Origin of the sequence: Lysobacter capsici, assembly GCF_018732085.1 — a bacterium.
Taxonomy (GTDB): domain Bacteria; phylum Pseudomonadota; class Gammaproteobacteria; order Xanthomonadales; family Xanthomonadaceae; genus Lysobacter; species Lysobacter capsici_A.
Window position 1 is genome coordinate 1,653,385 of record NZ_CP076103.1, and the last position, 22,328, is coordinate 1,675,712.

9 protein-coding genes are annotated in these 22,328 nt (G+C 65.2%); 7 read left to right on the plus strand and 2 right to left on the minus strand.

Annotation, left to right across the window (positions count from 1 at the left end; translation table 11 throughout):
• Nucleotides 1-116: 116 nt before the first annotated feature.
• Both KME82_RS06720 and KME82_RS06725 read right to left on the minus strand, forming a co-directional pair.
• A complete protein-coding gene (locus KME82_RS06720; RefSeq protein ID WP_215497835.1) occupies nt 117-503 on the minus strand; it encodes a hypothetical protein in 387 nt (128 codons plus the stop codon).
• On the minus strand, nt 503-15,370 hold the full coding sequence (locus KME82_RS06725) for a putative Ig domain-containing protein (RefSeq protein WP_215497836.1): 14,868 nt from the start codon (nt 15,368-15,370) through the stop codon (nt 503-505). Before KME82_RS06725 ends, KME82_RS06720 begins: the two co-directional genes overlap by 1 nt.
• A 370-nt stretch (nt 15,371-15,740) precedes the next feature.
• Between KME82_RS06725 and KME82_RS06730 the strand changes: the two genes are divergently transcribed.
• The 7 genes from KME82_RS06730 (at nt 15,741) to KME82_RS06760 (ending at nt 22,322) form a co-directional block, all read left to right on the plus strand.
• Entirely contained in the window at nt 15,741-16,319 is a 579-nt protein-coding gene (locus KME82_RS06730; RefSeq protein ID WP_215497837.1) for a hypothetical protein, read from the plus strand.
• A gap of 6 nt (nt 16,320-16,325) precedes the next feature.
• Nucleotides 16,326-16,709, plus strand: coding sequence for a hypothetical protein (locus KME82_RS06735; protein WP_215497838.1), 384 nt, complete (start codon nt 16,326-16,328; stop codon nt 16,707-16,709).
• Between the two features lie 201 nt (nt 16,710-16,910).
• The gene (locus KME82_RS06740) at nt 16,911-18,044 is read left to right on the plus strand and encodes a tetratricopeptide repeat protein (protein WP_215497839.1); all 1,134 of its coding nucleotides are present in this window, start codon (nt 16,911-16,913) and stop codon (nt 18,042-18,044) included.
• Between the two features lie 18 nt (nt 18,045-18,062).
• The gene (locus tag KME82_RS06745; RefSeq protein WP_036101654.1) at nt 18,063-18,326 is read left to right on the plus strand and encodes a flagellar biosynthetic protein FliQ; all 264 of its coding nucleotides are present in this window, start codon (nt 18,063-18,065) and stop codon (nt 18,324-18,326) included.
• A gap of 2 nt (nt 18,327-18,328) precedes the next feature.
• A complete protein-coding gene (locus KME82_RS06750) occupies nt 18,329-19,111 on the plus strand; it encodes a flagellar biosynthetic protein FliR (RefSeq protein WP_252255646.1) in 783 nt (260 codons plus the stop codon).
• 2 nt (nt 19,112-19,113) lie between these two features.
• A complete protein-coding gene (locus KME82_RS06755) occupies nt 19,114-20,259 on the plus strand; it encodes an EscU/YscU/HrcU family type III secretion system export apparatus switch protein (RefSeq protein WP_215497840.1) in 1,146 nt (381 codons plus the stop codon).
• Complete coding sequence (locus tag KME82_RS06760) at nt 20,256-22,322, plus strand: flagellar biosynthesis protein FlhA (protein WP_215497841.1); 2,067 nt, start codon at nt 20,256-20,258, stop codon at nt 22,320-22,322. The genes KME82_RS06755 and KME82_RS06760 overlap by 4 nt, the downstream gene beginning before the upstream one ends.
• The last annotated feature ends 6 nt before the right edge of the window (nt 22,323-22,328 follow it).

A 22,328-nucleotide genomic window follows, 5' to 3' on the forward strand; every position in this document is an offset into this window, starting at 1 on the left:
GCGCAGGTCCGGCAAAGATCGGGCGTCCGTCTAAGGCTCGATAGAGCTTGGAAAGTGCACTCTGACCCCTGTTTCGGAGAGTGGAATGGAAAGTCCACTCTGACCCCTGTTTTCCTTCACTCTATCGTGAACAAAGTTTTCGCCGCGAGCGTAACTGGTTCAAAAGTACCATTTTCCTTTTTTTTATAGATCACGACCTGAATAGTGAGGTCGTAGCTTCCGGCCTCAACATAATCATGATCATCCTCTCCCGCCAGGGCATCAACCAGAATATCGTGTGTTCGATCAGGGCCTACGTCTATCGATGCCTTCGGAGAAGTCAACGTACTTCTGTTAAAACCGAAAGACGGACCTTCGTCATCGACCGCCTGAAAATAGACAACATTGACATCGATGGTCCTTGCTATTTCCATCTTATCGCTGAAGTGTAGCGAGACCAAGAGCGGAAGTTCGGTAATTCCCGCACGATAGTCGAAGCCGTCCACTCGTTTGACTTGTAGCATCACAACCCCCTTTTTGATTTCGACGCGTGTAACTGCTTCCGATTGTAATTCATGTATCTTTCGAATATCGATATTTCATCAGGCGTCAAGCCAAATCGCTTCCCTTGCCACTGATTGGTCGAAGCCGCAAAAACTTCCTTTTCGTATGTGCTTATATTGGTGGGGTTGTTCCAGTACTTCTTTGCGTGATGAAATGCCAGATTTCTGGTGGCGCTATTCATCTCTACGCCAGCCGGGGTAAAACTCTTTTTCATGACCTTGTTGAAATGGCGCAAGTGCCTGATTTCGTGCAATATTGTGAGTCCTTGGAGTTCGGCATTTCCGAAATTACTCGCGATGCTAATCGCCGGACTTTTGCCTCTCACTTCGAATTCCCCCATCACATCACCATCCACGAAATCGCTGTGTCGGGCTGAGCTATAGATCTCATAAATCTTGTCGGAGTACTTCTTCCCGAAGACACGCTCGATGCTCTTGAAGGACTGAGCCACCTTTTCTGCCGCCGGAAGATCAACAAAACTTTCGTCTATCCTTCCGTGAATTTCTTTGGTCATACCGCCTTTCCGCATAAGTTGCGTAAGGTCGTTCGCACCCGACACGGTCAACAATTCTCCCGAAATGTCAGCGTTGCCACTTGCTCGTACAGCAATGTCTGCAAGGGCTCGTTCCTCGCTAACGATATGGACAGCGAAGTCGCTTGATAGATTGCCCTCCCGAATCTTCCTTATGTTAGCCAGAATCTGTGCGCGCTGATATGCCCTGGAGACAGTGCGGTCGGCAACATTGGCCGTGTCGAAAGCGGCATCGAGCGCATCCACCGCTCCGGTCAGCGCTCGACCGCCCATGCCGACGCCCTTCGCGGCCAAGCCCTCCAGGCCTGCTGTCGCGACAAAGGCCACCGCACCGGTGCCGATAATGCGCCACTGGTCGTCGGAGGACATGCCCATGAAGTCAGAAGTGAGGCCAACCGCTTTCCAATACGTATCGCCCGGATTGAAAGCTACTTGCACCCCACCTTCAATGGCCTCATCACGGGAGCGTTTGTCGGTGAAGAGGTTGTAGACGGAATTGGCGCCTTGCGCGATACCGATGCCGGCGTGACTGAAGATGGTGCCGGCGTTGGCCCCCAAGTCCCCCAAAATCGAACCTCGGAATCCGTCGTAATACTCCTTGGTGTTGTTCCTGCTCTGCTCGAAGCCACGCGCATCCCGCGTATTCTGGCTCTCCACAGGACCGCCGCCGATGCGGATCGGTGCTGCGCTGTGGAGCCACTCTGTATACGCTGGAGCCATCGAGGCGGTCTTATCGGCCCAGTAATTGACCATCCCAGCCACCCCTTGGTAAGTGGCGGCGGTCAGCCCGGTCTGTTTGTAGCGGGTGGTCCAATCCCACAGGTCCATGGAGAATCGGTTGAAATGCTCATTGGTCGTTACCACCAGACGGTCGAGATTCTCTGCGCCATTCTCGTATGCACCAACGACATAGCCGGACGCGAGAGAGCGACTGTTCTGCACGGTGGAGCCGGCCATACCGCTCAAGCCGCTGCCTGTCTCGAAGCCGTACCCAAGCGCCAGTCCGAGGCCATCCCAGCTTGAAGCGTAATCGGGCTCATTCAACCACGACTCAGTCGAGAACGAATCCGAGCTTTCCCAGTTCGAACTATCGCTGTCGCCCGCCGCGCTTGCTTCGTACGCGACGGCGCTGGCATCGCCGATCATGCTGCCCAACGCATTGCCGAAGGCGTCGGTGACAATTGAACGCAGGTCGACCCCATCGCCGATACCCATAACGTTGCGAGTTGCGGCGCTGACCACACCCGCGGTCATGCCTTTGGTAAAGCTTCTGCTGAAGTTCGAATTAAGTTTGAGTCGATCGCTGATTGCCGGACCTGCATAAGATGCGACCAGATTCGTAAAGGTACCTGCAACGATATTTCGCCAACTGAAGCTGGTATCCAGCCCGGCAATCTTGTCACCGGCATACGCTGCCAGCGGATTACCGATGGCTTGAGCGGCCACTCTGCCAAATCCAGCTGTTGCACTGACCGCCTGCTCTGCGCCATCGACGGTACTACCAAATCCTGCAGCGGCTCCACCAGCGATCTCGGCAATGCCGCCTGTAATAGCGCCTGTAATTGCTCCGGCCGCAACCGCCCGCCAGCTGAAACTGGATATTCCCATGAAGCTGCCGGCGGCTTGGCCAGCCAGAGCGCCAGCTGCACCAGCGACGCCGCCAATGAACATGGCGGTACCTAGTCCTAGCGTGCCTGCTGTAGGCAGCGCAGCCAGGATGGTGCCGCCCGTAAAGACAGCAACGGCTACAACGATGACTAAGACGATCACCTTGGCGACGCTGCTGCAGGCGGCCTTCGGCGGCGGTATATGGGGCAAACTCGGCGTAGTCGACCCAATCGCTTCGGACGGGTTATACGGCTTGAACGTACCCGCATCGTTGCGACTGACATCAACGTTCGGCGCTTCCAACTGCAAACCGCCACCGATCTCCTGATCCGGATCGCCCAAGCCGTTCGCCTGCGCCAGCACGTACCACTGCTGTTCGTTGCCGTACACGCGACGGGCCAGGTCGCGCAGGCTTTCGCCGGCCAGCGCGGTGACCTTGCCGCCGCCGGCTTCGTATAGGCCCATGCCGTTGAGGCTGACGATGCCGAGTGCGCCTTCGCGCACTTGCGCCATCTGCTGGCCGCCGGCGTAGGCGAACAGGTAGTTCGGTTTGGTCGTGCCGGTCTGGGTGAACTGGCCGTTGCTCAGGGTGCCTTCGCGGCGGGTCTGCACTTGGCCGTCGCCGTTGTAGGCGTAGTAGCGCACGCGGTCGTCGAGGGTGCCGTTCTTCAGGCGGGTGTTTTCGACCTGCGAGATCAGGCGGCCGTAGGCGTCGTAGCTCAGCGTGTTGGTGGTGGCCTTGTAGTTGTTGTCGGTGCTGGAGCCGCTGACGCTCTTTTCTTGGTAGCTCTCCCAACCTTCGTAGGTGACGGTGTAGGTGTGCATGTAGCCGGGGGCGAAGGTGCGGTAGCTCGTGGCCTTGCCGGAGCCGTCGTAGGTGCTCTGATTGTTGTTGTCGAGGTAGTCGACGCGGCTCTTGCGCACGTCGAGCACGCTGGTGTCGGTGGCCTGGCGGCCGTTCTCGTTATTCCGCGCGGCCTGGCGGACCCAGTTGGCCAGGTCGCCGTTGCGGGTCCATTGTTCCTGGTAGATCAGGCGGCCGTCGGCGTCGTAGGCGAAGTTTTCCGCCTGCGAGAGCCAGCCGCCGATTTCGTAGGTTTCGTATTCTTCGTGGATGCCGCCGGGATTGGAGGTGTAGGTGTAGGTATCGCCCGCGGCAATGTAGGTACGGCTGCCGAGCTGGCGATTGTTGGCGTCGTAGCTGAAAACGCGATTGATGCCGCCGAAGTAGCTGCTGCCGGCCAGTTGCTCCTGGAACTCGACGGTGCGGTTGCCGCGCAGGTCGTAGTCGCTGCGCTGCACTTTGAGGTTGTTGAAGCGGTAGAAGGTGCGGGTGACCGCATGGCCGGCGGCGTCGTAACCCAACTGGTACGAGTCGCCGCCTTGCTCGGTGAGCACGATCTGGCCGTTGACCATGCGGCCGTTGTTGATCGCGATGCGGTTCTCGGCGTCGTAGGTGAACCAGTAGTCGCGCACGTCGATCGGCGTGGGCGTGCTCGCCATGGCGCTGGCGGTGGTTGCGGTGGCGGCGCTCTCGGACTCGGGCGCCATGTCGAAGCTCAGGCTGCTTTGCGCCGGGCCGCCGGGTTGCGACAGCGGTACGCCGCCGCCGGGGCTGTAGTGGACACGGACGACGAAACTCATGTCGACGGACGCGCCGAAGCTGTCGGTGGCGCGCACGGTGACGGTGTAGGTTCCGTTCTGGCCGGGCGGGTACAGATTGAACTGGTGGCCGCCGAACGTGCCGCTGCTGTAGCTGTAGTACACCCAGCTCGGCGAGTTGATCAGTTGATAGCTCAACGGATTGCCATCGGGATCGACGAAGGCATCGACCGGCCAACTGGCTTCTCCCGCGGCGCCTTCGCTCGGCGAGATCGACATGCTCACGTCTTGCGGGGTGTAGTTGCGGATCGGCGCGCGGTTGGGCGGCGCGACCGCATTGACCGTGATCACGAAGCTGGTCGAGGCCGAGTCGTAGCCATCGGAACCGGTGACGGTGACGGTGTAGCTGCCGGCGGTGCTCGGCGTGCCGCTGATGACGCCGGTGCTGCTCATGCTCAGGCCCGGCGGCAGGCCGGTGGCGGTGTAGGTGGCGACCTGGCCGCCGCCCGCATCGGTGAACGCGGGGATCTGGTAGGCGAAGCCGGTGCCGACGCCGGCGGTCTGGTTGGGGATCGAGGAGGCGACCGGCGGGTGGTTGACGTAGCTGCCGAAGCCGAAGTCGATGATCTTGCTGGCGCCGAACGCATCGGTGGCGGTGTAGTACAGGCGCACGTTGCTCGCGCCGCTGGCCACGCCGCTGATGGTGCGGCTTTGCGCGTCGAAGCTCAGCCCGGCGGGCAGGCCGGTCAGCTGGTAGGTGATCGCATCGCCTTCGGGATCGGTGAAGGCCGGCAGCTGATAGCTGTACCCATGCCCGACCGCCGCCCACGGCATCGAGAACGTGGCCGGCGGGTTGGGCGCCTGGTTGTTCGCGCGCACGGTGATCGCCATCGTCGTGGTCTTGACCGCGCCGCTGGTGTCGGTGGCGGTGAAGCTGACGGTGTAGACGGTGCCCGACGGAATGTCGCCGGGGACGCGGCCGATCAGCCGCAGCTCCGGGCGCGCGGGGTTGTCGATGCGCTGGAACGACAGCCACGCCGGCAGGCCGCTGGCGGTGACGGTGAAACTGTCGCCATCGGGGTCGGTGAACACTTGCGCCAGCGGGCTCGACCAGCTGAAGTCGCTGTTGTGCATCGCGGCCACGGCCGGCAGCGGCGACGGACCGGTCGGCGCGCTGTTGGCGGCGGCGTTGACGTGAATGGTCTTGACCACCGACAGGCCGTTCTGGTCGGTCGCGCGCAGCATCACCGCGAACACGCCGACCGCGGTCGGGTCGGCGCGCAGCAGCATCGTGGTCGGATCGATCTGCAACCAAGCCGGCAGCGAACTCAGGTTGTCGATGCTCAGCCGCAGCTGGTCGCCAATGTCGAGGTCGTAGAAATAATCGCTGGCGCGCAGGGTCTTGGTGAGGTTCGTGCCGACCTTGACCGGGATCGTCTCCGGCGCGGTGTTGAACACTTGCGGGCCGACGTTGCTGCGCACGTACAGGGTGAACGTGGTCGCGGCCGCATTGCCGGGGTTGCCGGTTTCCGAGGCGAGCAGGCGGATCGACAGGTCCTGGTCGGCGGCGTTGGCGGCGGGCTGGGCGGTGAAGATGATCTGGCCGGTGGCGGCGTCGCGCCGCGCGGTCAGCCACGCGGGCAGGGGGCTGCCGTCGGCGAGGCTGATCTGCAGGGTCAGCGGGTCCTGCTGGGCATCGAGGAAGATCTCGTTGAACACCAGCGCGAACTCGGTGGTCGCGCCCTTGTGGACCGAGCGCGAAGGCGGCGACTGCACCAGTTGCGGCGCGGTGTTGATCGCGGGCACTTCGGCCGAGTCGGCGCCGTAACCGGCCGAGGCCTGCACGCGGCGCCGGTTGCCGACGGCGTCGTAGCTGTAGGTCAGGTCGAACGCGCGCTTGGCCGCGCCGTTGGACAGGTCGTCCTGCACCACGCGCTGGACGCGGTTGTTGCTGTCGTACCAGGTGCGGGTGATCGTATGCACGACCTTGCCGCCGGCGTCGGTGGTGTTGATTTCTTCGAGCGTGCGATTGCCGGCGGCGTCGTACTCGTAGCGATAAGTCGGGGCGGCGCCGTTCTCATGCAGCGCTTTGATCAGGCCATTGGCGTAGTAGGTGGTGTAGCGGATGGCATCCCCGGCCGGACCGCCCGATTGGGTCTCGGCGGTGATCTGTCCGGTGGTGGCGTCGTAGGCGTAGTTGAAATCGCGGCCGCTGAGGTTGTTGTGGTCGGTCAGACGGCCGTAGACGTCGTAGTCCCACGACAACTGATGCAGACGCACCGTCTCGCCATCGCGATCGACGATCGTCGCCGCATTGATCGACCAAAGGGTTTCGTAAATCTTGCGGCCCTGCGTGTCGTAGACGTAACCGGTACCTACGCCCATCGCCGTGCGCGACAGCAGCAACCGGTGTTGGCTGTCGTACTCGTAACGCGCCAGATTGTTGAGCGCGTCGAACACCTGGACGCGGTCGCCGTTCTGGTTCAACACATAACGCTGCAGCGCCGAACGCGTGCGTCCGCCAGCGCCGTTCGCAAGGTAGTCGCCGATCTCGACCACGCGGCCCAGGCGGTCGTAGTCCTGGTAGGTAAGGTAGCCGAGCGGGTTCTGGGTGATGCGTTGGTTGCCCAGCGCGTCGAACGCGAATCGGGTCGTCTGGCCCAGCGCGTCGCGCGTGGCGATCAGGCGCCCGGCCGCATCGTATTCGTTGGTACGGGTATTTCCATTGGCGTCGCGGGTGCCGATCAGGCGGCCGAGCGCGTCGTAGAACCACTGGTTGACCGGGCGCACCCAGCTGACCGCGCCGGTATCGGACACGACCTGGACGATCGGGCGCTCGTCGCGCACGACCTGATTGGCTTCGTTGTACTGGTAGTTGGTGCGGTAGCCGCGTGCGTCGATCACTTCCAGCACGTTGCCCCAGCGGTCCAGGCGTTGCTGGATGTTGGATGTGGCGTTCGGGTCGGCGGTGTGCGACGGCAGGCGAGTGGCGGTGGTGCGGCCCAGGCGATCGGTGGTGTTCCAGGTGATCGCGTCTACTTTCTGTCCGTCGGACGTGGCGACCACGTGGGTTTCGCGCACTTGATGTCCGGCGAGGTTGTAGCCGAAGTTCTTGGGCACGAATGCTTCGTTAGACGTGACCAGACGGCCCGCGCCGTCGTAGCCGTAGTTCAACGTGCCCTGGATCCCCGCGTAGGTCTTCTGGACGATTTCGCCGAATGCGTTGTAGACCACCGCTTCGGACGTGTCGGTGCCGGAGCCGAGGCCGTTGAGCAGGTCGCGGGTCTGGCTGCTGCCGGTCTGGCGACCGGCCTTGTCGTAGCTGTACCACGAGTGGACGCGCACGTCGTAGGTGGCTTCGCTGCCGGACAGGACGGTCCAGCGATGGACGACGTTGTCGGCCGCGTCGTAGTCGCTATACGTGCTCTGATCGTTGCTGTTGATCGTAGCGACCGCGCGACCTTGCCAGTCGTAGCGGACACGATCGATCTGGTCCTTGTTGTCGTCCGCAATTACGTTCCCGGCGGCATTCTTGCCATTGGCGAACCGGCGCGTCAGCACGATATTGCCGAACGCGTCGTAGATCATGTTGGTAAACGGGGAGACGTATTCGTACATCCACGACGTCGTCAAATCCCGATCGGTGCCGCTGCCCAGCAAGGAGAAGGTCGTATCGTTGATGACGGCGCGCACCGGCTCGGTCACGCTGACCGCGTTGCCGAGCGAGTCGTAGTCGGTCTTGGTGATGCCGGTATCGTCGATGACTTCGGTGACGCGGTTTTCGCCGTTGTAGCGGAACTGGGTGAACACATCGCGTACGCCGGAGCTGCCGTCGTTGCGCTGGAAGTGGCGCACCACGGCTTGGATCGACTTGCGGCCCAATGCGTCGTAGCCGTAACGGATCGCGCGATCGTAGCCGCTGACGTCGTCGCCGGCCGGCGGCGGGTTGGGCGGTGCCAGCGTGGTCAGGCCGATGGTCGACACGGCGCGGGCGAACTCGACGGTTTCGGTGACTTCGCCGGTGGCGTTGTATTGGGTGCGGGTGACGTAGCCTTCGGCGTCTACGGTCATCGTGACCCGGCCGACCAGGTCGTAATAGGTGTAGCTGTCGGCCCAGCGCGCATCGGCCTGGCCCGCGGTGCCTTGCAGCAGGATCGACTCCTTGACCTTGTTGCCGAAGCCGTCGTACTCGACCCGCACGGTCGGCGAGCCCGTCGCGGCGGCGCCGGCGGCGGTGTAGTAGGTGACCTGCGCCTGTTCGATCTGCACGGCGAGACCGCGCTGGTCGTAGCGCGTGGTGATGGTGCGGTCCTGCGCGCCGGCCACGACCGCGCCGGCGGTTTCGATCTGCGCCAGCGTGATCGGCTGGCCTACCGCCCATCCCGCCATCGCGGCGGTGTTGAGGCGTGCTTCGTAGCGGCGCAGCTGGGTCTTCTGGCCGAAACCGTCGTAGCTGTTGCGGGTGACGTAGTTTTCCTGGTCGATGTCGTAGGCCAGTTGCCCCTGCGCGTCGTAGACCTTGTAGCTGTAGTTGCCGCGTACGTCCTTCTGCACCACGGCGCGGCCGAGTGCGTCGTAGACGATTTCGATGGTCGGCTGGATGCCCGAGGCGACCAGTTGTCCGTTGGCCGGATCGATCTTGCCGGCGTCGGGGAAGATCGTGCGGATCTGGTTGCCGCGGTTGTCGTACTCGTAGCGGGTGATGCGGCTTTGCGTGGTGTCGGCGTTCTCGGTTCGGGCGACGACATTTCCCAGTGCGTCGTAGGCGGTCCGGGTGATGACGCGCCGCACGCCATAACTGTGGTTGCCAGCCGAATCGACGCTGGCGAGCCATACGTCCGGACTGATCTCGGCGGTGCGGCGGCCGGCCGCGTCGTATTCGTAGTTCCAGATGGCTCCGTTCTTGTTGCGGAAGGCGGTGACCTGGCCCAGCGGGTTATAGGTGTAGTCCTCGTATTGGTTCAGCGCGTCGGTGACGCGGACCACACGACTCATCGCGTCGTAGGCGGTCGTGGTCTTGCGCACGTCGGCGATGCCGGCGACCGCGGCGGACACCGCGGCCTCGTTCATCGGCGTAACGATGGAGATGTATCCGCCGTAGCGTCGTGTCTCGACGAGGCGGCCGGCACCGTCGTAGCGCTGTTCGTTGACCGCGCCGAGATCGTCGACGGTGAAACGCACGCGGCCCGCGGCGTCGAACACGTACTGGGTCGAGCGATATCGGTCGGCGCTGGCGTAGGCGCCCGCCGCGCCCAGCGCGGCGTTGACGTCGGCCGGTGTCGCCACCGGGCCGAGTGCGATCGGCACGACGTATTGGTACTGCGCGATCACCCGGCCGGCGCCGTCATAGCGGCGTTCGCTGACCAGATAGGTGCTGGCGCTGTTCTGGGTGAGGGTGTAGCGCTCGCGGCCGGCGGCGTCGTAGATGCGGCGCACGACCGCGTCGGTGCTGGCGTTCTGGGCAGCGACGGCGGTGATGTCGGCAACCGTGGCGGTGCCGGCGGCCAGCTTGGTCCATAGCGCGGCATTGATCGTTGCGGCTTGCGCGTGACGTCGCTCCATGGTGACGCGACCGGCGGCATCGTAGCTGCGCGTGCTGACGTAGCCTGCGCCGTCGACGGTCGCGGCGATGCGGCCGGCGCTGTCGTAGACCTGGTAACTGCGCAGATCGCGCGCATCGCTGGCGATCGCCGTGGTGCGCGAGCGCAGGGTCGCTTCAGCGGCCGGATCGCCGGCGATCAATTGCGCCTTGAGGGTCGCGTCGATGGTGATCGCGCTGGCGTAGGCGCGCGTGTCGACGGTGCGGCCAGCGGCGTCGTACAGCAATTCGACCACGGCGCCATAGGCATCGACGCTGAAGTGCGCGCGGCCGGCGCTGTCGTAGGTGGTATAGCCGACCAGGTCGGCGGCGTTGTCGACCGCGGTGACGTCGACGACGTCCTGCGGCGAAGCAGTGCCGGCGGTCAGCTTGGCGCGCAGGGTCGGATTGAGCTGGGCCGCGCGTGAGTAGCGCTTATGCACGGTCTGGCGGCCGGCGGCGTCGTACACGTAGGAGATCACCGTGCCGGCATTGTCGACGGTGGTGCGCAGTTCGCCGAGCGAGGTAAAGACTTGATAGGTGATCTGGTCGCTAGCGTCGTTGCGCAGCGCCGCCAGATTGAAGTCGCTGGGCAGCGCCGTACCGTCGAACAGCTTGCCGAGCATGGTCGTGCCGAAGTCGGGCCACAGCGCGGCATAGTGGCGGATCGACGAGACTCGGCCGGCGGCGTCGTAGCTGTACTCCTGGATCGTACTGGCCGTGCTCAGCACCAGCCGTACACGGCCGTCGCGGTCGTAGACGGTGTAGCTGCCCGGATCGAGCGAGTTCCATGTGATGCGCGCATCCAACTGGGCGATGGTAGTCGCGTCGGTCAGGGTCGATGCGTCGGTCGCGACGATCAGAGTGCGCGTGGCCACGACCTTGCCGGCGAGGTTGTACCAGTTGCGCGTCATCACTCCAAGCGGATCGACCGTATACATCACTCGATCGGCTTCGTCGTAATAGAACCGGGTGACGTTGCCGGTCGCGTCGGTGCGACGCACGACGTTGTCGTTGGCGTCGTAGGCGTAACTCGTGATCAGGTTCAGGCCGGACGGATCGAGGCGTTCGGCGGTGCGGCGGCCGAGTACGTCGTAGTCGTACTGGATCGTGCGCGCCTGCGCGGTCCCGGCGCCTTCGGTCACGGTGATCTGCCGGCCCAGCGCATCGTAGGTGTAGGCCGTGCGCAGGTTCAAACCGGCCGGGTCCAATGCGACCTGGGTCAGGCGGCCTTCGCGGTCGTAGCTGTAGGCGGTCTTGCGGCCGCTGGCATCGGTGACTTCGCTCTGGCGGCCTTGGCCGTCGTAGCGGTAGGTCGTGGTCAGCGCGAGACCCGCGGGATCTTCGATCCGTTGCAGCAGGCGGCCGACCGCGTCGTAGCGCAGCTCGACCCGGCGCCCGGTGCGATCGACCGTGGCGCTGAGCAGGCCGCGCGCGTCGTATTCGTTGGAATCGGCGCGGCCGAGCGCGTCGGTGGTGCTCTTGAGGTTGCCGTCGCGGTCGTAGAGGTAGCTGGTGTTGGCGACGGTGCCGCCGGGCAAGGGCGTGGCGACGTTGACCTGCTGGCCGTGGCGATTGAAGGTCGTGGTCACGCTCACGCCTTCGGGCGTGGTGATCGTGGTGGTGCGGTTGGCGGTGTCGTAGGCGCTGGTGGTGGTGCGGCCCATCGCGTCGGTGACGCTCAGCACGCGGCCGTAGGCGTCGTAGCTGCTGCTGACCAGTTCCTGGCGGCCCATCACCGTCTGGCTTGCGGTCAGCTGGCGGCCGAGGCGGTCGTAGCTGTAGGTCGTGGCGATGCCGCGCGCATCGACGGCCGTGGTCACGCGGCCGAAGGCGTCGTAGGTCCACGCTTCGCCGCGCTGCACTGCGTGGCCGCGCGAGTCGGTACGCGCAATCAGCAGGCCACGTTTGTCGTATTCGAATTCAACCGTCGGCGCACCGGTCATCGGATATGCGCGCTCTTCGCGGACCTTCTCGCCGAACGCGTTGTAGGTGTAACGGGTGGCGATGCCTTCGGCGTCGACCGAGTCGATGACCTGGCCACGCTGGTCGTAGGTGATGCTGCGTCGGCTATCGCTGGCGGCCACGTAAGCCAGCGTGGTGATGGCGGTGGCGGCGCTGTCGCGGCTGCCGGCGGTGGCTAGGGTGATGCGGCCGGTGTAATTGGTGGTGTCGCGCACTTCGCCGAAGGCGTTGTAGCGGATCTCGGTGACTTCGCCTAGCGCATTCGCCACGCCGCTGGCATTGGCCACGCCCTTGACGGTGAAGGTCGGCTGGCCGCTGGCATCGTAGAAGTACCAGGTCTTGTTGCCGGCCGCGTCGATGCTTTCGATGCGCTGGCCCAGGGTGTTGTAGCTGTGACGCACGCCGTACTGCGCATACACCGCGTCGAGTTGCGCCTCGGTCATGCCGGCGGTGACGCGGATCGCGCCTTCGCCGTCGAGCTCGCCGATCAGTTCGCCGAACACGTTGTAGCGAAAGCGCCCTTCGCGCACCTCGCTGGTATCGGCCGCCGTTTCGCTGCGGACCAAGTGGCCTTGCACGTCGTAGGTATAACGGGTCACCGTGCCTTCGGCGTTGCGCTCGGTGCTCAGCCGGCCCAGGCTGTCGTAGCTGCGGCGGGTTTCCTGCAGCGTGCCGGTGATCGCCGACGCGTGCAGGGTCGCCAGGGTTTCGCTGCCGCTCAGGCCGGTCAGCTGCTTGGCGTAGGCCAGCACCGCGCGTTCGTTGCGCGCTTCGTCGAACACGAACTCGGTCAGGTAGCCCTCGGCGTTCAACTGGCCGACGACGTTGCCGCGGCCATCGTAGAACCAGCGGGTGAGTTGATCGGCGGCGGCGTTCGCCGGGCGCAATTGAGTGAGCGTGCCGGCGGCGCGCTGCGCGCTCGCGGTCACGGTCGCGTAGGCCCTGCTGGCGATGCGGCGGCCGGCGGGGTCGTAGCTGTGTTCGACTAGATAGCCTTCGGCGTCGAGCGCGCCGGTCTGGCGGCCGCTGGCGTCGTAGAAATAGCGGATCGTGCGCGTGTTGCCGGCGCTGTCCTGGGCGGTCGTCTGCAACAGGCGGCCCGCGCCGTCGTAGCTGTGGGTGGTGGTCGCGCCGTCGCTGCCGGATTTCTGGGTGAGCAGGCGGCCCAGTGCGTCGTAGGTGTTCGTGCTCGTCCGGTCGTCGGCGGTCGCGGCCGGCCGGATCGCGGCGACCGTCGCGGGCACGACCTTGCCGGCCGTCAACCACGTACTGGCATCGACCCGGGTTGCGTAGGCCTTGGTCTGGATCACCCGGCCCAGGTCGTCGCGGATGAATTCGATCACCGCGCCGGTTTCATCGACCTGGGCCGCCAGCTGACCCTCTTCGTCGTAGAAGAAATAGCTGCGCGCACCGCCCGCATCCTCGCTCGCGCGCAAGCGCCCGGCGGTGTCGTAGTAGTTCTTCGACACCGTCCGCGCCGCGCCGCCGCTGAATGCGGAATCGGTGACGCTGATCAGTTGGCCGGCCTTGTCGCGCACTTCGACCCGCAGCAGGTCGTTGCTGGTCACCCCGTCGTTGACCGTGCCGCCCTCGATCACCATGCGCACGCTGGCGCCGGAGTCCTGGTAGGTCCATCGCGAGGTCGTGCGCCGTACCTCGTCGCTGCCGGCGCCGACCTTTTCGCTGATCACTTCCGACAGCAGGCGGCCCATGCCGTCGTACAGATAGGTCGTGGTCTGGACGATGTCGCGGCCGTCGTTGGCGGCGACGGTGGAGCTGCGCAGCGCGCGGCGCTGGGTCAGCTGTCCATGCGCGTCGTATTGGTACTGGACGATCTCGGTCGCGTCGTTTTCGACGCCGTTGCCGGAGCCGTCGACCGCGGCATAGACCTTGGTGCCCGACAGCCGGCCCTTGAGGTCGTAACTGGATTCGCTCAGCGTGCTCTGCGCGCGTTGCGCCGTGGTGGCCCAGGCGGTCAATCCGGCCAGGGTCATCACGCCGCTGTAGGCCGCGCCCAGGTATTGGCGCGACTTCGACACCTGGCCCGCGCCGGCGCCAACGGTCTCGTACTCGAACTCATGCACCGCGCCGAGCGCGTCGATCACGAAGCGCACGCGGTCCTGCGCGTCGTAGACATACGAGGTGGTCAGGCCGCCGCTGGGTGCCTGCGCGCCCAGTTCGCGGTCGGCGTCCAGGCCGGTGTAGACCGTCTCGCTGGCCAGCTGGTTGCTCGCGGTGTAGGTGCGCTGCACCGCGGTCGCTGCCGTGCCCGAAGCGGGGTTGACGGTATTCCACTGCCACAGCACGTTGCCGTTGGCGTCGTACTGGTACACGGTCTCGCTCAAGGTGGCGCTGCCGCGCACGGCCTTGACCCGGGTGACGTTACCGCTGGCGTCGTAGCTGTACTGGGTCAGGTCGCGCACGCCCGACACCGCCGGCGAACGCACTTCGATCAACTGCCCCGCTGCGTCGTAGACATAGCCCCACGAGCGTCCGGTCGAGTCGGCGACTTCGGTGCTGCGGTTGGCGGTGTCGTAGGTGAAGGTCAGGGTCTGGCCGGCGCCGTCGCTGTCGTCGGTGTTGACGTCGCCGCGGGTCAGCGTGCGCACCCGGCCTTGCGCGTCGTAGGTGTAGCTGACCAGCGTGCCGTCGCTCTGCCGTACCTGGCTCAGTTGCAGGCTGCTGACGTCGACATAGGTATAGACCGTGTGGAAACGGTAGCCGTCGTTGTTGGCGAAGTTGCTGGTGTCCCAGACGTCGCGATCGCCCGCGGCATCGGCCGGGGTCAGGTCGACCAGCACCGAACTCAACCGACCCGAGCCGTCGTAACCGTAGGTGACTTGCTCATTGACCACGCCATTGATGCGGGTCGACAACGTGCTCAGCCGGCCATTGGCGTCGTAACCGAAGATCAGCGCTTCCTGCGGCCCGCCTTCGACCGCCTGCACTTCGCTGATGCGGTTGCTGGCGTCGTACACGACATTCCAGGTCGCGGCCGACACGCCATCGGACTTCAAATCGCGAATCCGCGTCAGCCGTCCCTTGAGCGTGGCGTCGGCATGATTGGCGTACTGCTCCTCGCGGCGGGTGCTGCCTTCGACCCAGGTCCAGGTGCTGGTCGCGCCGTCGCGGTTGAGCGTGTCGTGCGCGCCATCGCCGGTGGTCGAGCGGTACAGGTCGGCGCTGACGAACGCGAAGTCCTGGTACGAACCATCGCCGGTGTAGCGGCGCATCACGCTGCCGGCGGCGTTGAGCGTGCCCGACAGCAACTCGACCCGGCGTTCGAAACCGGTGATCCACGCGTCGGCGCCGACATCGGCCAGCAGGCCGCGGCTGTTGTAGGTGCGCTGCGCGGCGATGCTCATGCCGCGGAACAGCAACTGCTCGTCCTGGCTTTGCAGCAGCAGGTTGCCGGTGGCGATGTTGACGTACTGGTTGTCCCGACCTTGCCCCAGCCGCGCGCCACCGCCCAGACCGGTCCCGATCTGACTCGCCGAGCCGTTGAACAGACCCAGACCGTTACCCGAAATCACTGCCGACATGCCGACTTCCCCAAGATAGTTCGATGGTTCGCCGCTTTCTTGCAGCGGCCTATCTACCTATCCATGGGACGGGGAAAAGGTTTAGGTCGGATGAAGTGTTATTTCAGTCAGAATTTTTGCTTGGGATTGGGTGTTCATATGGGACAATTGGTTCTGGGCTGAACTGGCCCGGCCCGGCCGGCCGCTGAATCGCCCCGCAGTACCGATGCGAATTGGCCCTAAACCGTTCGCCCCATGGCGCGGATACAAAAGCTGTGGCCCGGGGCGCCATGCCGCATCCCCGATCCATCGCGGCACCGTCTAGTCTCCAATGGTGCCCCGGGCCACACTTCAGCAATGACCGCGCTACGGCGCATTCGAGGTAAAGGCGATGGGTTACGACAAGCTCGACAACGAAGAACTGCTGCGCCTGGCGCTGGACGCGATCAACAACGGCCGCGACGCGGACTCGCTGGTGATGCTCAAGACCTTGCTCGAACGCGATCCCAAACACGTCTACGCCCAGTACCTGCTGGCCGCGCAGCATGCGCAACTGGGCATGTTCGAGCGCGCCGAGGCCGGGTTCCGCGCCGCGGTGGCGGGCGCGCCGGATCTGGCGATCGCACGGTTCCAGCTCGGCCAGTTGCTGGTCATGAAGGGCACCATCGAAGAAGCCACGCAGATGCTGGCGCCGCTCGCCGATCGCGGCGACGCGCTGGCCGCGTATGCGCGCGCGCTGGTCGCGGCCGCCAACGAGGACGCGCCGGCCGCGGTGCGCGAGCTCGACCAGGGCCTGGCCCTGCCGCAGGACATTCCCGCGCTGGCCGGCGACATGCAGCGTCTGCGCGATCGCCTGAGCGTGCAGGGCGCCGAGCTCGCGACGGCGCAGGCCACCGAAGCCGCCCTGGCCGAGGTCAACCCGATCAGCGCCAATCCGATGTTCCTGGCCAGTTACGGGCGCGAGCACTGATCGGCGATGTCGATCGACCGTCTATCGACGACCGCTTCGCTGATCGCCGCACTGCGATCGGAACTGAGCCGCAAGACCGAACGCGTCGGCGGCAAGAACACGCCCGCCTCGGAGGAGACGCCGCCGCCGGCGCGCACCGGCAAGCGCGACCTGGCCGCGTTGCGTCGCGACCTCGCCGAACTGCTCAAGGACGTCCCGGCCGGCGACGCCGAAGCCCTGGACGCGGCAAGGCCACGTGTGATTCGCACCATTTTGCTATGGGAATTTGGCAGTGAGTTGCGCGAACACAGCCAATGGCAGCCGATGTTGGACTCGCTGGTGCAGACCCTGCAGACCGACGAATCCCACCGCCAGGCCATGTCGCGCCTGCTTTCCGAACTTCGCGTCTGAAACCGTGAGACGGGTCTGTCGCAAAGTGTGTTGACAGACACGAATTTGTCGAGTTAGCGTTCGCCACCCGTCGGTTTGCCGTATCAGTTGTGTAACGCGGCGGGAGCAACATCGAGGTACAGGGGGTCGGCCGTCGTCCATGGGGATGGGTGAGGGTCGATCGAAAATCAGCAGTTCGACGTTTGGAGACGACGTCAGGATATGGAACGCATGGACGTGCGGGTCACGCAGCTGCGTGGCTTTCTTGCAGTAGATCCAACCAATATCAATCTCGCCTGCGACCTCGCCGATGCGCTATGCGCGCAGGCCGAGTACGCGCAGGCCGAAGCCGTGTTGCGTGGCCTGCCTGAGGGCGAGAGCGCGCCCGGGCCGGCGTTCCGCCTGGCCCGGATCGATCTGATCCACGGCCGCCATGCGCAGGCCGAGGCCGGTTATCGCGGCCTGGTCGAGCACGGTCACGACAACCTCGCGATCCGGCACGATCTGGCGTTCGCCCAGCTGTGCCAGCGTCATGTCGACGAGGCCGCGGCCACGGTCGAGGCCGCGCTCGCGCGGTTCGAACCGGCGCCGGCGCTGTTCGTGCTCAAGGGCCGCATCGAGCTGATGCGCGAGCGCTACGACGAGGCAGTCGACGCGCTCGATCGCGCGTTGCAGCTCGATCCCGACGACGAAGCCGCGCAGGGCGTGCGCGCCCTGGCCCTGTTCGACGCCAGCCGTTTCGAAGAGGCCGCGGTCGCCGCGCGCGATTGCCTGCTGCGCTATCCCGAACAACACGAAGCGCTGCTGGTCGCCGGCACGATGTCGTTGTGGCAGAGCGATCTGGACAGCGCGCAGGTGCTGTTCGAACGCGGCCTGCAACGGCATCCGAATTCGGGCCGCGCGCTGTCGGGCTACGGCCAGTTGCAGATGCTGCGCAACGACTTGCCCGCCGCGCGCGACACCTTGCACCACGCGGTCGTGGCGATGCCCGATCACATCGGCACCTGGCATGCGCTGGCGTGGACGCAGTTGTTGCAGAACGATCGCGACGCGGCCGAAACCAGTTACCGCAAGGCTTACGAGCTCGACCGCAACTTCGGCGACACCCATGGCGGGCTCGCGCTGATCGACGCCTTGCGCGGCGACTACGATGCCGCCGAGCAGGGCATCAAGCGCGCCTTGCGCCTGGACCCGCAGGCGGTCACCGCGCGCTACGCCAAGACCCTGGTGCTCGAAGCGCGCGGCGAAAACGCCGCCGCCGATGCCTTGATGGGCGAGTTGATGCCCGGCAGTCCGCTGCCGGTGCATGAATTCGCCCAGCGCCTGAAAGCCACCCTCGGAATCCAACCGCGCTAACCCGCCCGGAGCAGTGCCATGGATTCCGATTTCGCGATCCGTCTGCTGACGGACACGCTGTTGGCGGCCGTCAAAATGTCGGCGCCGATCCTGCTGGCGACCCTGGTCGTCGGCCTGCTGATTTCGATCGTGCAGGTCGTCACCCAGGTCCAGGAAATGACCTTGACCTTCGTGCCCAAGCTGGGCGTGGTGGTCGTGGTCTGCCTGGGGCTGGGCAGCTGGATGCTGTCGGTCGCGATCGAACTGGCCAAGCGCATGTTCGAAGTGGCGGCGGGACTGTAGCGATGAACGCCGCCGCTGTGGATGGTCTGGAACGCTTCGTCGGCATGCTCGGCCTGGCCTTCCTGCGCTATCTGCCGCCGATCGCGCTGGCCTCGTTGTCGCCGTTGAACTGGGCGCCGCCGCTGGTGCGCATCGCCCTGGCGATGGCGCTGGCGTGGATGACGGTGCTGGCGATGCCGGTCGACGCGTGGAGCGCGATGCCGACCCAGGCCGGCGGCTGGATCGCCGCGGCGATCGTCGAGTTGAGCATCGGTTTCGTGTTCGGCCTGGTGGTGATGATGCCGCAGGCCGCATTGCACCTGTCGGGCTGGCTGGTCGACGTGCAGGCCGGCCTGAGCGCGGCGGCGATCTTCAACCCGGGCGGGCAGGGCGACATGCAGTCGATGATCGGCACCGCGCTGATGCTGCTGGCGACGGTGCTGTTCTTCACTCTCGACCTGCACCTTGAGCTGTATCGCGCGCTGGTTGCGAGTACTGCGGTGATGCCGGTGGGCGGCGCGGGGCTGCATCTGGACGTGGAAGCGTTTTTCGGACTGATCGGCAGCAGTTTCCTGCTGGCGCTGATGATCGTCGCGCCGGTGATGCTGGGCCTGTTCGCGGTCGATGTCGGCGTGGCTTACGCGACCCGCTCGATGCCGCAGGCCAATGTGTATTTCCTGATGCTGCCGCTGAAGATCGTGGTCGCGCTGCTGCTGTTGGTGGCGACGTTGCCGTTCGTGCCCGCGTTGATGGGGCGGTTGTTCCGCGATGCGTTCGCTCGCGCGCCGGCGATCCTGGGAGGCTGACCGTGTCGCAGGGCGATCAGGACAAGACCGAGCAACCCACGCCGTATCGGCTCGAAGAAGCGCGCAAGCGCGGCGAAGTGGCCAAGAGCCCCGACGTCGCCGGCGCGCTGGTGATGATCGTGTTCGCCGCGGTGATCGCGGTCACCGGCGCCGGCGTGGCCAGCGCGCTGGCGACCGCGACCCGGCGCATGCTGCAGCTGTCGGGCAATGCGCCGGCCTTGAACGGTTCGTTCTTCGACTGGGTGATGCGTTCCTACGCGCCGGTGTGGCAGGCGCTGACGCCGCTGGTGCTGGGGCTGTTGATCGCGGCGGTGGTCGCCAACGTGCTGCAGACCGGGCCGATGTTCACCACCCATCCGCTCAAGCCCGATTTCAAGCGCATGAACCCGGCCAACACGGTCAAGCGGATCTTCTCGATGCGCACGATCTGGGAGCTCGGCAAGCTGGTGGTCAAGTGCCTGATGCTGGCCGGCATCTGCGCCTTGTTCGTGTGGAAGGCGCGCGCGCTGGCCGAGGCCACCGCGATGAGCCTGCCGCAGCGGCTGGGCTCGCTGGTGCTGTCGGGTTTCATCAAGACCTCGGTCTACGTGTTGCTGGTGATCGGGTTGGCGGCGCTGATCGACCTGATGTTCAGCCGCCGCGAATTCATGAAGCGCATGCGCATGAGCCGGCGCGAACTGCGCGACGAGGTCAAGCGCCGCGACGGCGATCCGGCGGTGAAGTCCAAGCAGAAACAGCAACTGCGCGATCTGCTCAAGAAGGCGCGCGCGCTGAGCAAGGTGCAGGAAGCCGATGTGATCCTGACCAACCCGACCCACGTCGCGGTGGCGCTGCGTTACCGGCCCGGGCAGATGCTCGCGCCGGTGGTGCTGGCCAAGGGCGCGGGCATGTTCAGCCAGCGCATCCGCGCGCTCGCCGCGCGTCACGGCATCCCGATCGTGCGGGTGCCGCCGCTGGCGCGCGCGCTGTACCAGGAATGCGAAATCGACGGTCCGGTGCCCGAGGACCGTTACGCGCAACTCGCGCCGATCTATCGGCAGCTGTGGGCCGACAAGGCCGCGGCGAAGGCTTCAAAGACTCACGACGCTTCCAATAGCGCCTCGACGAACCACGCCCAACCGAACGAAGCGAAGGACGCGTCACCATGAAAGACCTGTTCGGCCAACTGTGGAGCGGCAAGCGCGACCTGGCCCTGATCGCGATGGTGATCGGCGTGCTGACCGTGCTGTTCGTGCCGGTGCCGGCGCCGATGCTCGACTTCCTGCTGGTGATCAACATCTCGATCGCGCTGTTGATCCTGCTGATCACCTTCTTCACCGAAACGCCGCTGAAGTTCTCGACCTTCCCGACCATCCTGCTGCTGTCGACCCTGCTGCGGCTGGCGCTCAACGTCTCGGCGACGCGCCTGATCCTGGAAGGCGCCGACGCGGGCCGGGTGATCAACGCGATCGGCGAGTTCGTGGTCGGCGGCAACTACATCGTCGGCATCGTGGTGTTCCTGATCCTGGTGGTGGTGCAGTACGTGGTGGTGACCAGCGGCGCGCAGCGCGTGGCCGAGGTCGCCGCGCGCTTCACCCTGGACAGCATGCCCGGCAAGCAGATGAGCATCGACGCCGACATGAACATGGGGCTGATCGACGAACACGAGGCCCGTCACCGCCGCGCGATGGTCGAGAAGGAAGCCAATTTCTACGGCGCGATGGACGGCGCGACCAAGTTCGTCAAGGGCGACGCGATCGCCGGCATCATCATCATCCTGACCAACATCGTCGGCGGCCTCGCCATCGGCATCGCCCAGCTCGGCCTGTCCTGGGGCGAGGCGGTGCAGCGCTTCACCCTGCTGACCATCGGCGACGGCATCGTCACCCAGATTCCGTCGCTGGTGATCGCGGTCGCCACCGGCATCATCATCACCCGCGCCGCGGCCGATGCGCAGCTGGGCTCGGAAATTCCCAAGCAGGTGCTCAACAACCCGCGCGCGTTGTTGATCGTGGCGATCTCGCTGTTCGCGGTGCTGCTGCTGCCGGGCTTTCCGAAACTGCCGGTGCTGTTCGTGCTGATCGTGCTCAGCGCGCTGATCTGGGTGGCGATGCGCGCGCAGCGCGCGGCCAAGGCCGAGGACGATCCCGACAACATCGAGGCGTCCACCAGCGGCGGCGCGGCCAAGCCGGCCGACGAGTTGCAGCAGTGGATGAAGATCGAACCGATCGAAGTGCGCCTGGGCAGCGAGCTGTCGACCGCGCTGATCGGCGCCAACAGCGATCTGGTCGAACGCATCGCCAACCTGCGCAAGCAGTTCGCGCTCGACCTGGGGTTCGTCCTGCCCAAGGTGCAGACCAGCCAGCGCACCGAACTGGCGGCCAACCGCTATGAAATCCATTTCCAGGGCTGCCGGGTGGGGCAGGGCGAGCTGTCGGTCGACCGGGTCATGGCGATCAATCCCGGCGGTAATCGCGCCAAGCTCGAAGGCCCGGACACCCGCGATCCGGCCTACGGCCTGCCGGCGCAGTGGATCGCCAAGGACGCGCGCCAGTTCGCGCGCAGCGCCGGCTACACCCTGGTCGATCCCGACACGGTGCTGATGACCCACCTGAGCGAACTGGTCAAGCGCCAGGCCGCCGACCTGCTGACCCGCGCCGATACCGAGCGCCTGTTGCAGCGCGTGCGCGATCAGCACGGTTCGCTGATCGACGAACTGATTCCGAACGTGCTGAGTTTCTCCGACGTGCAGAAGGTGCTGCAGTTGCTGCTGCGCGAGCAGGTCAGCATTCGCCATATCGAAGCGATCCTGGAAGTGCTGGTCGACGCCGGCAAGACCCTGAAATCGCCCGACGATCTGGCCGAACGCGTGCGCGAACGGCTCGGCCCGATGATCTGCCAGGGCCTGCGCGACGCGCAGGGCGACCTGCATGTGCTGACCCTCGCGCCGGAGCTCGAACGCAGCCTGATGGCCAATGCGCGTCCCGGCGATTTCAAGGGCGGGCTGTTCAACGAAGTCGGCCAGCTCGACGGCTTCATGAAAAACCTGGGACGTCAGGCCGAATCGATGATGGGCCGCAATCTCAGCCCGGTCGTGCTGTGTCCCTCGCCGGTGCGGCGTTCGCTGCGCGCCTTGCTGCACCGCTCGATGCCTTACGTCGCCGTGCTGGGTCTCAACGAGATCCCGCCGACCACCTCGGTGCGTTCCTTCGCCGCCATCCAAGCCAACTGAGCGATC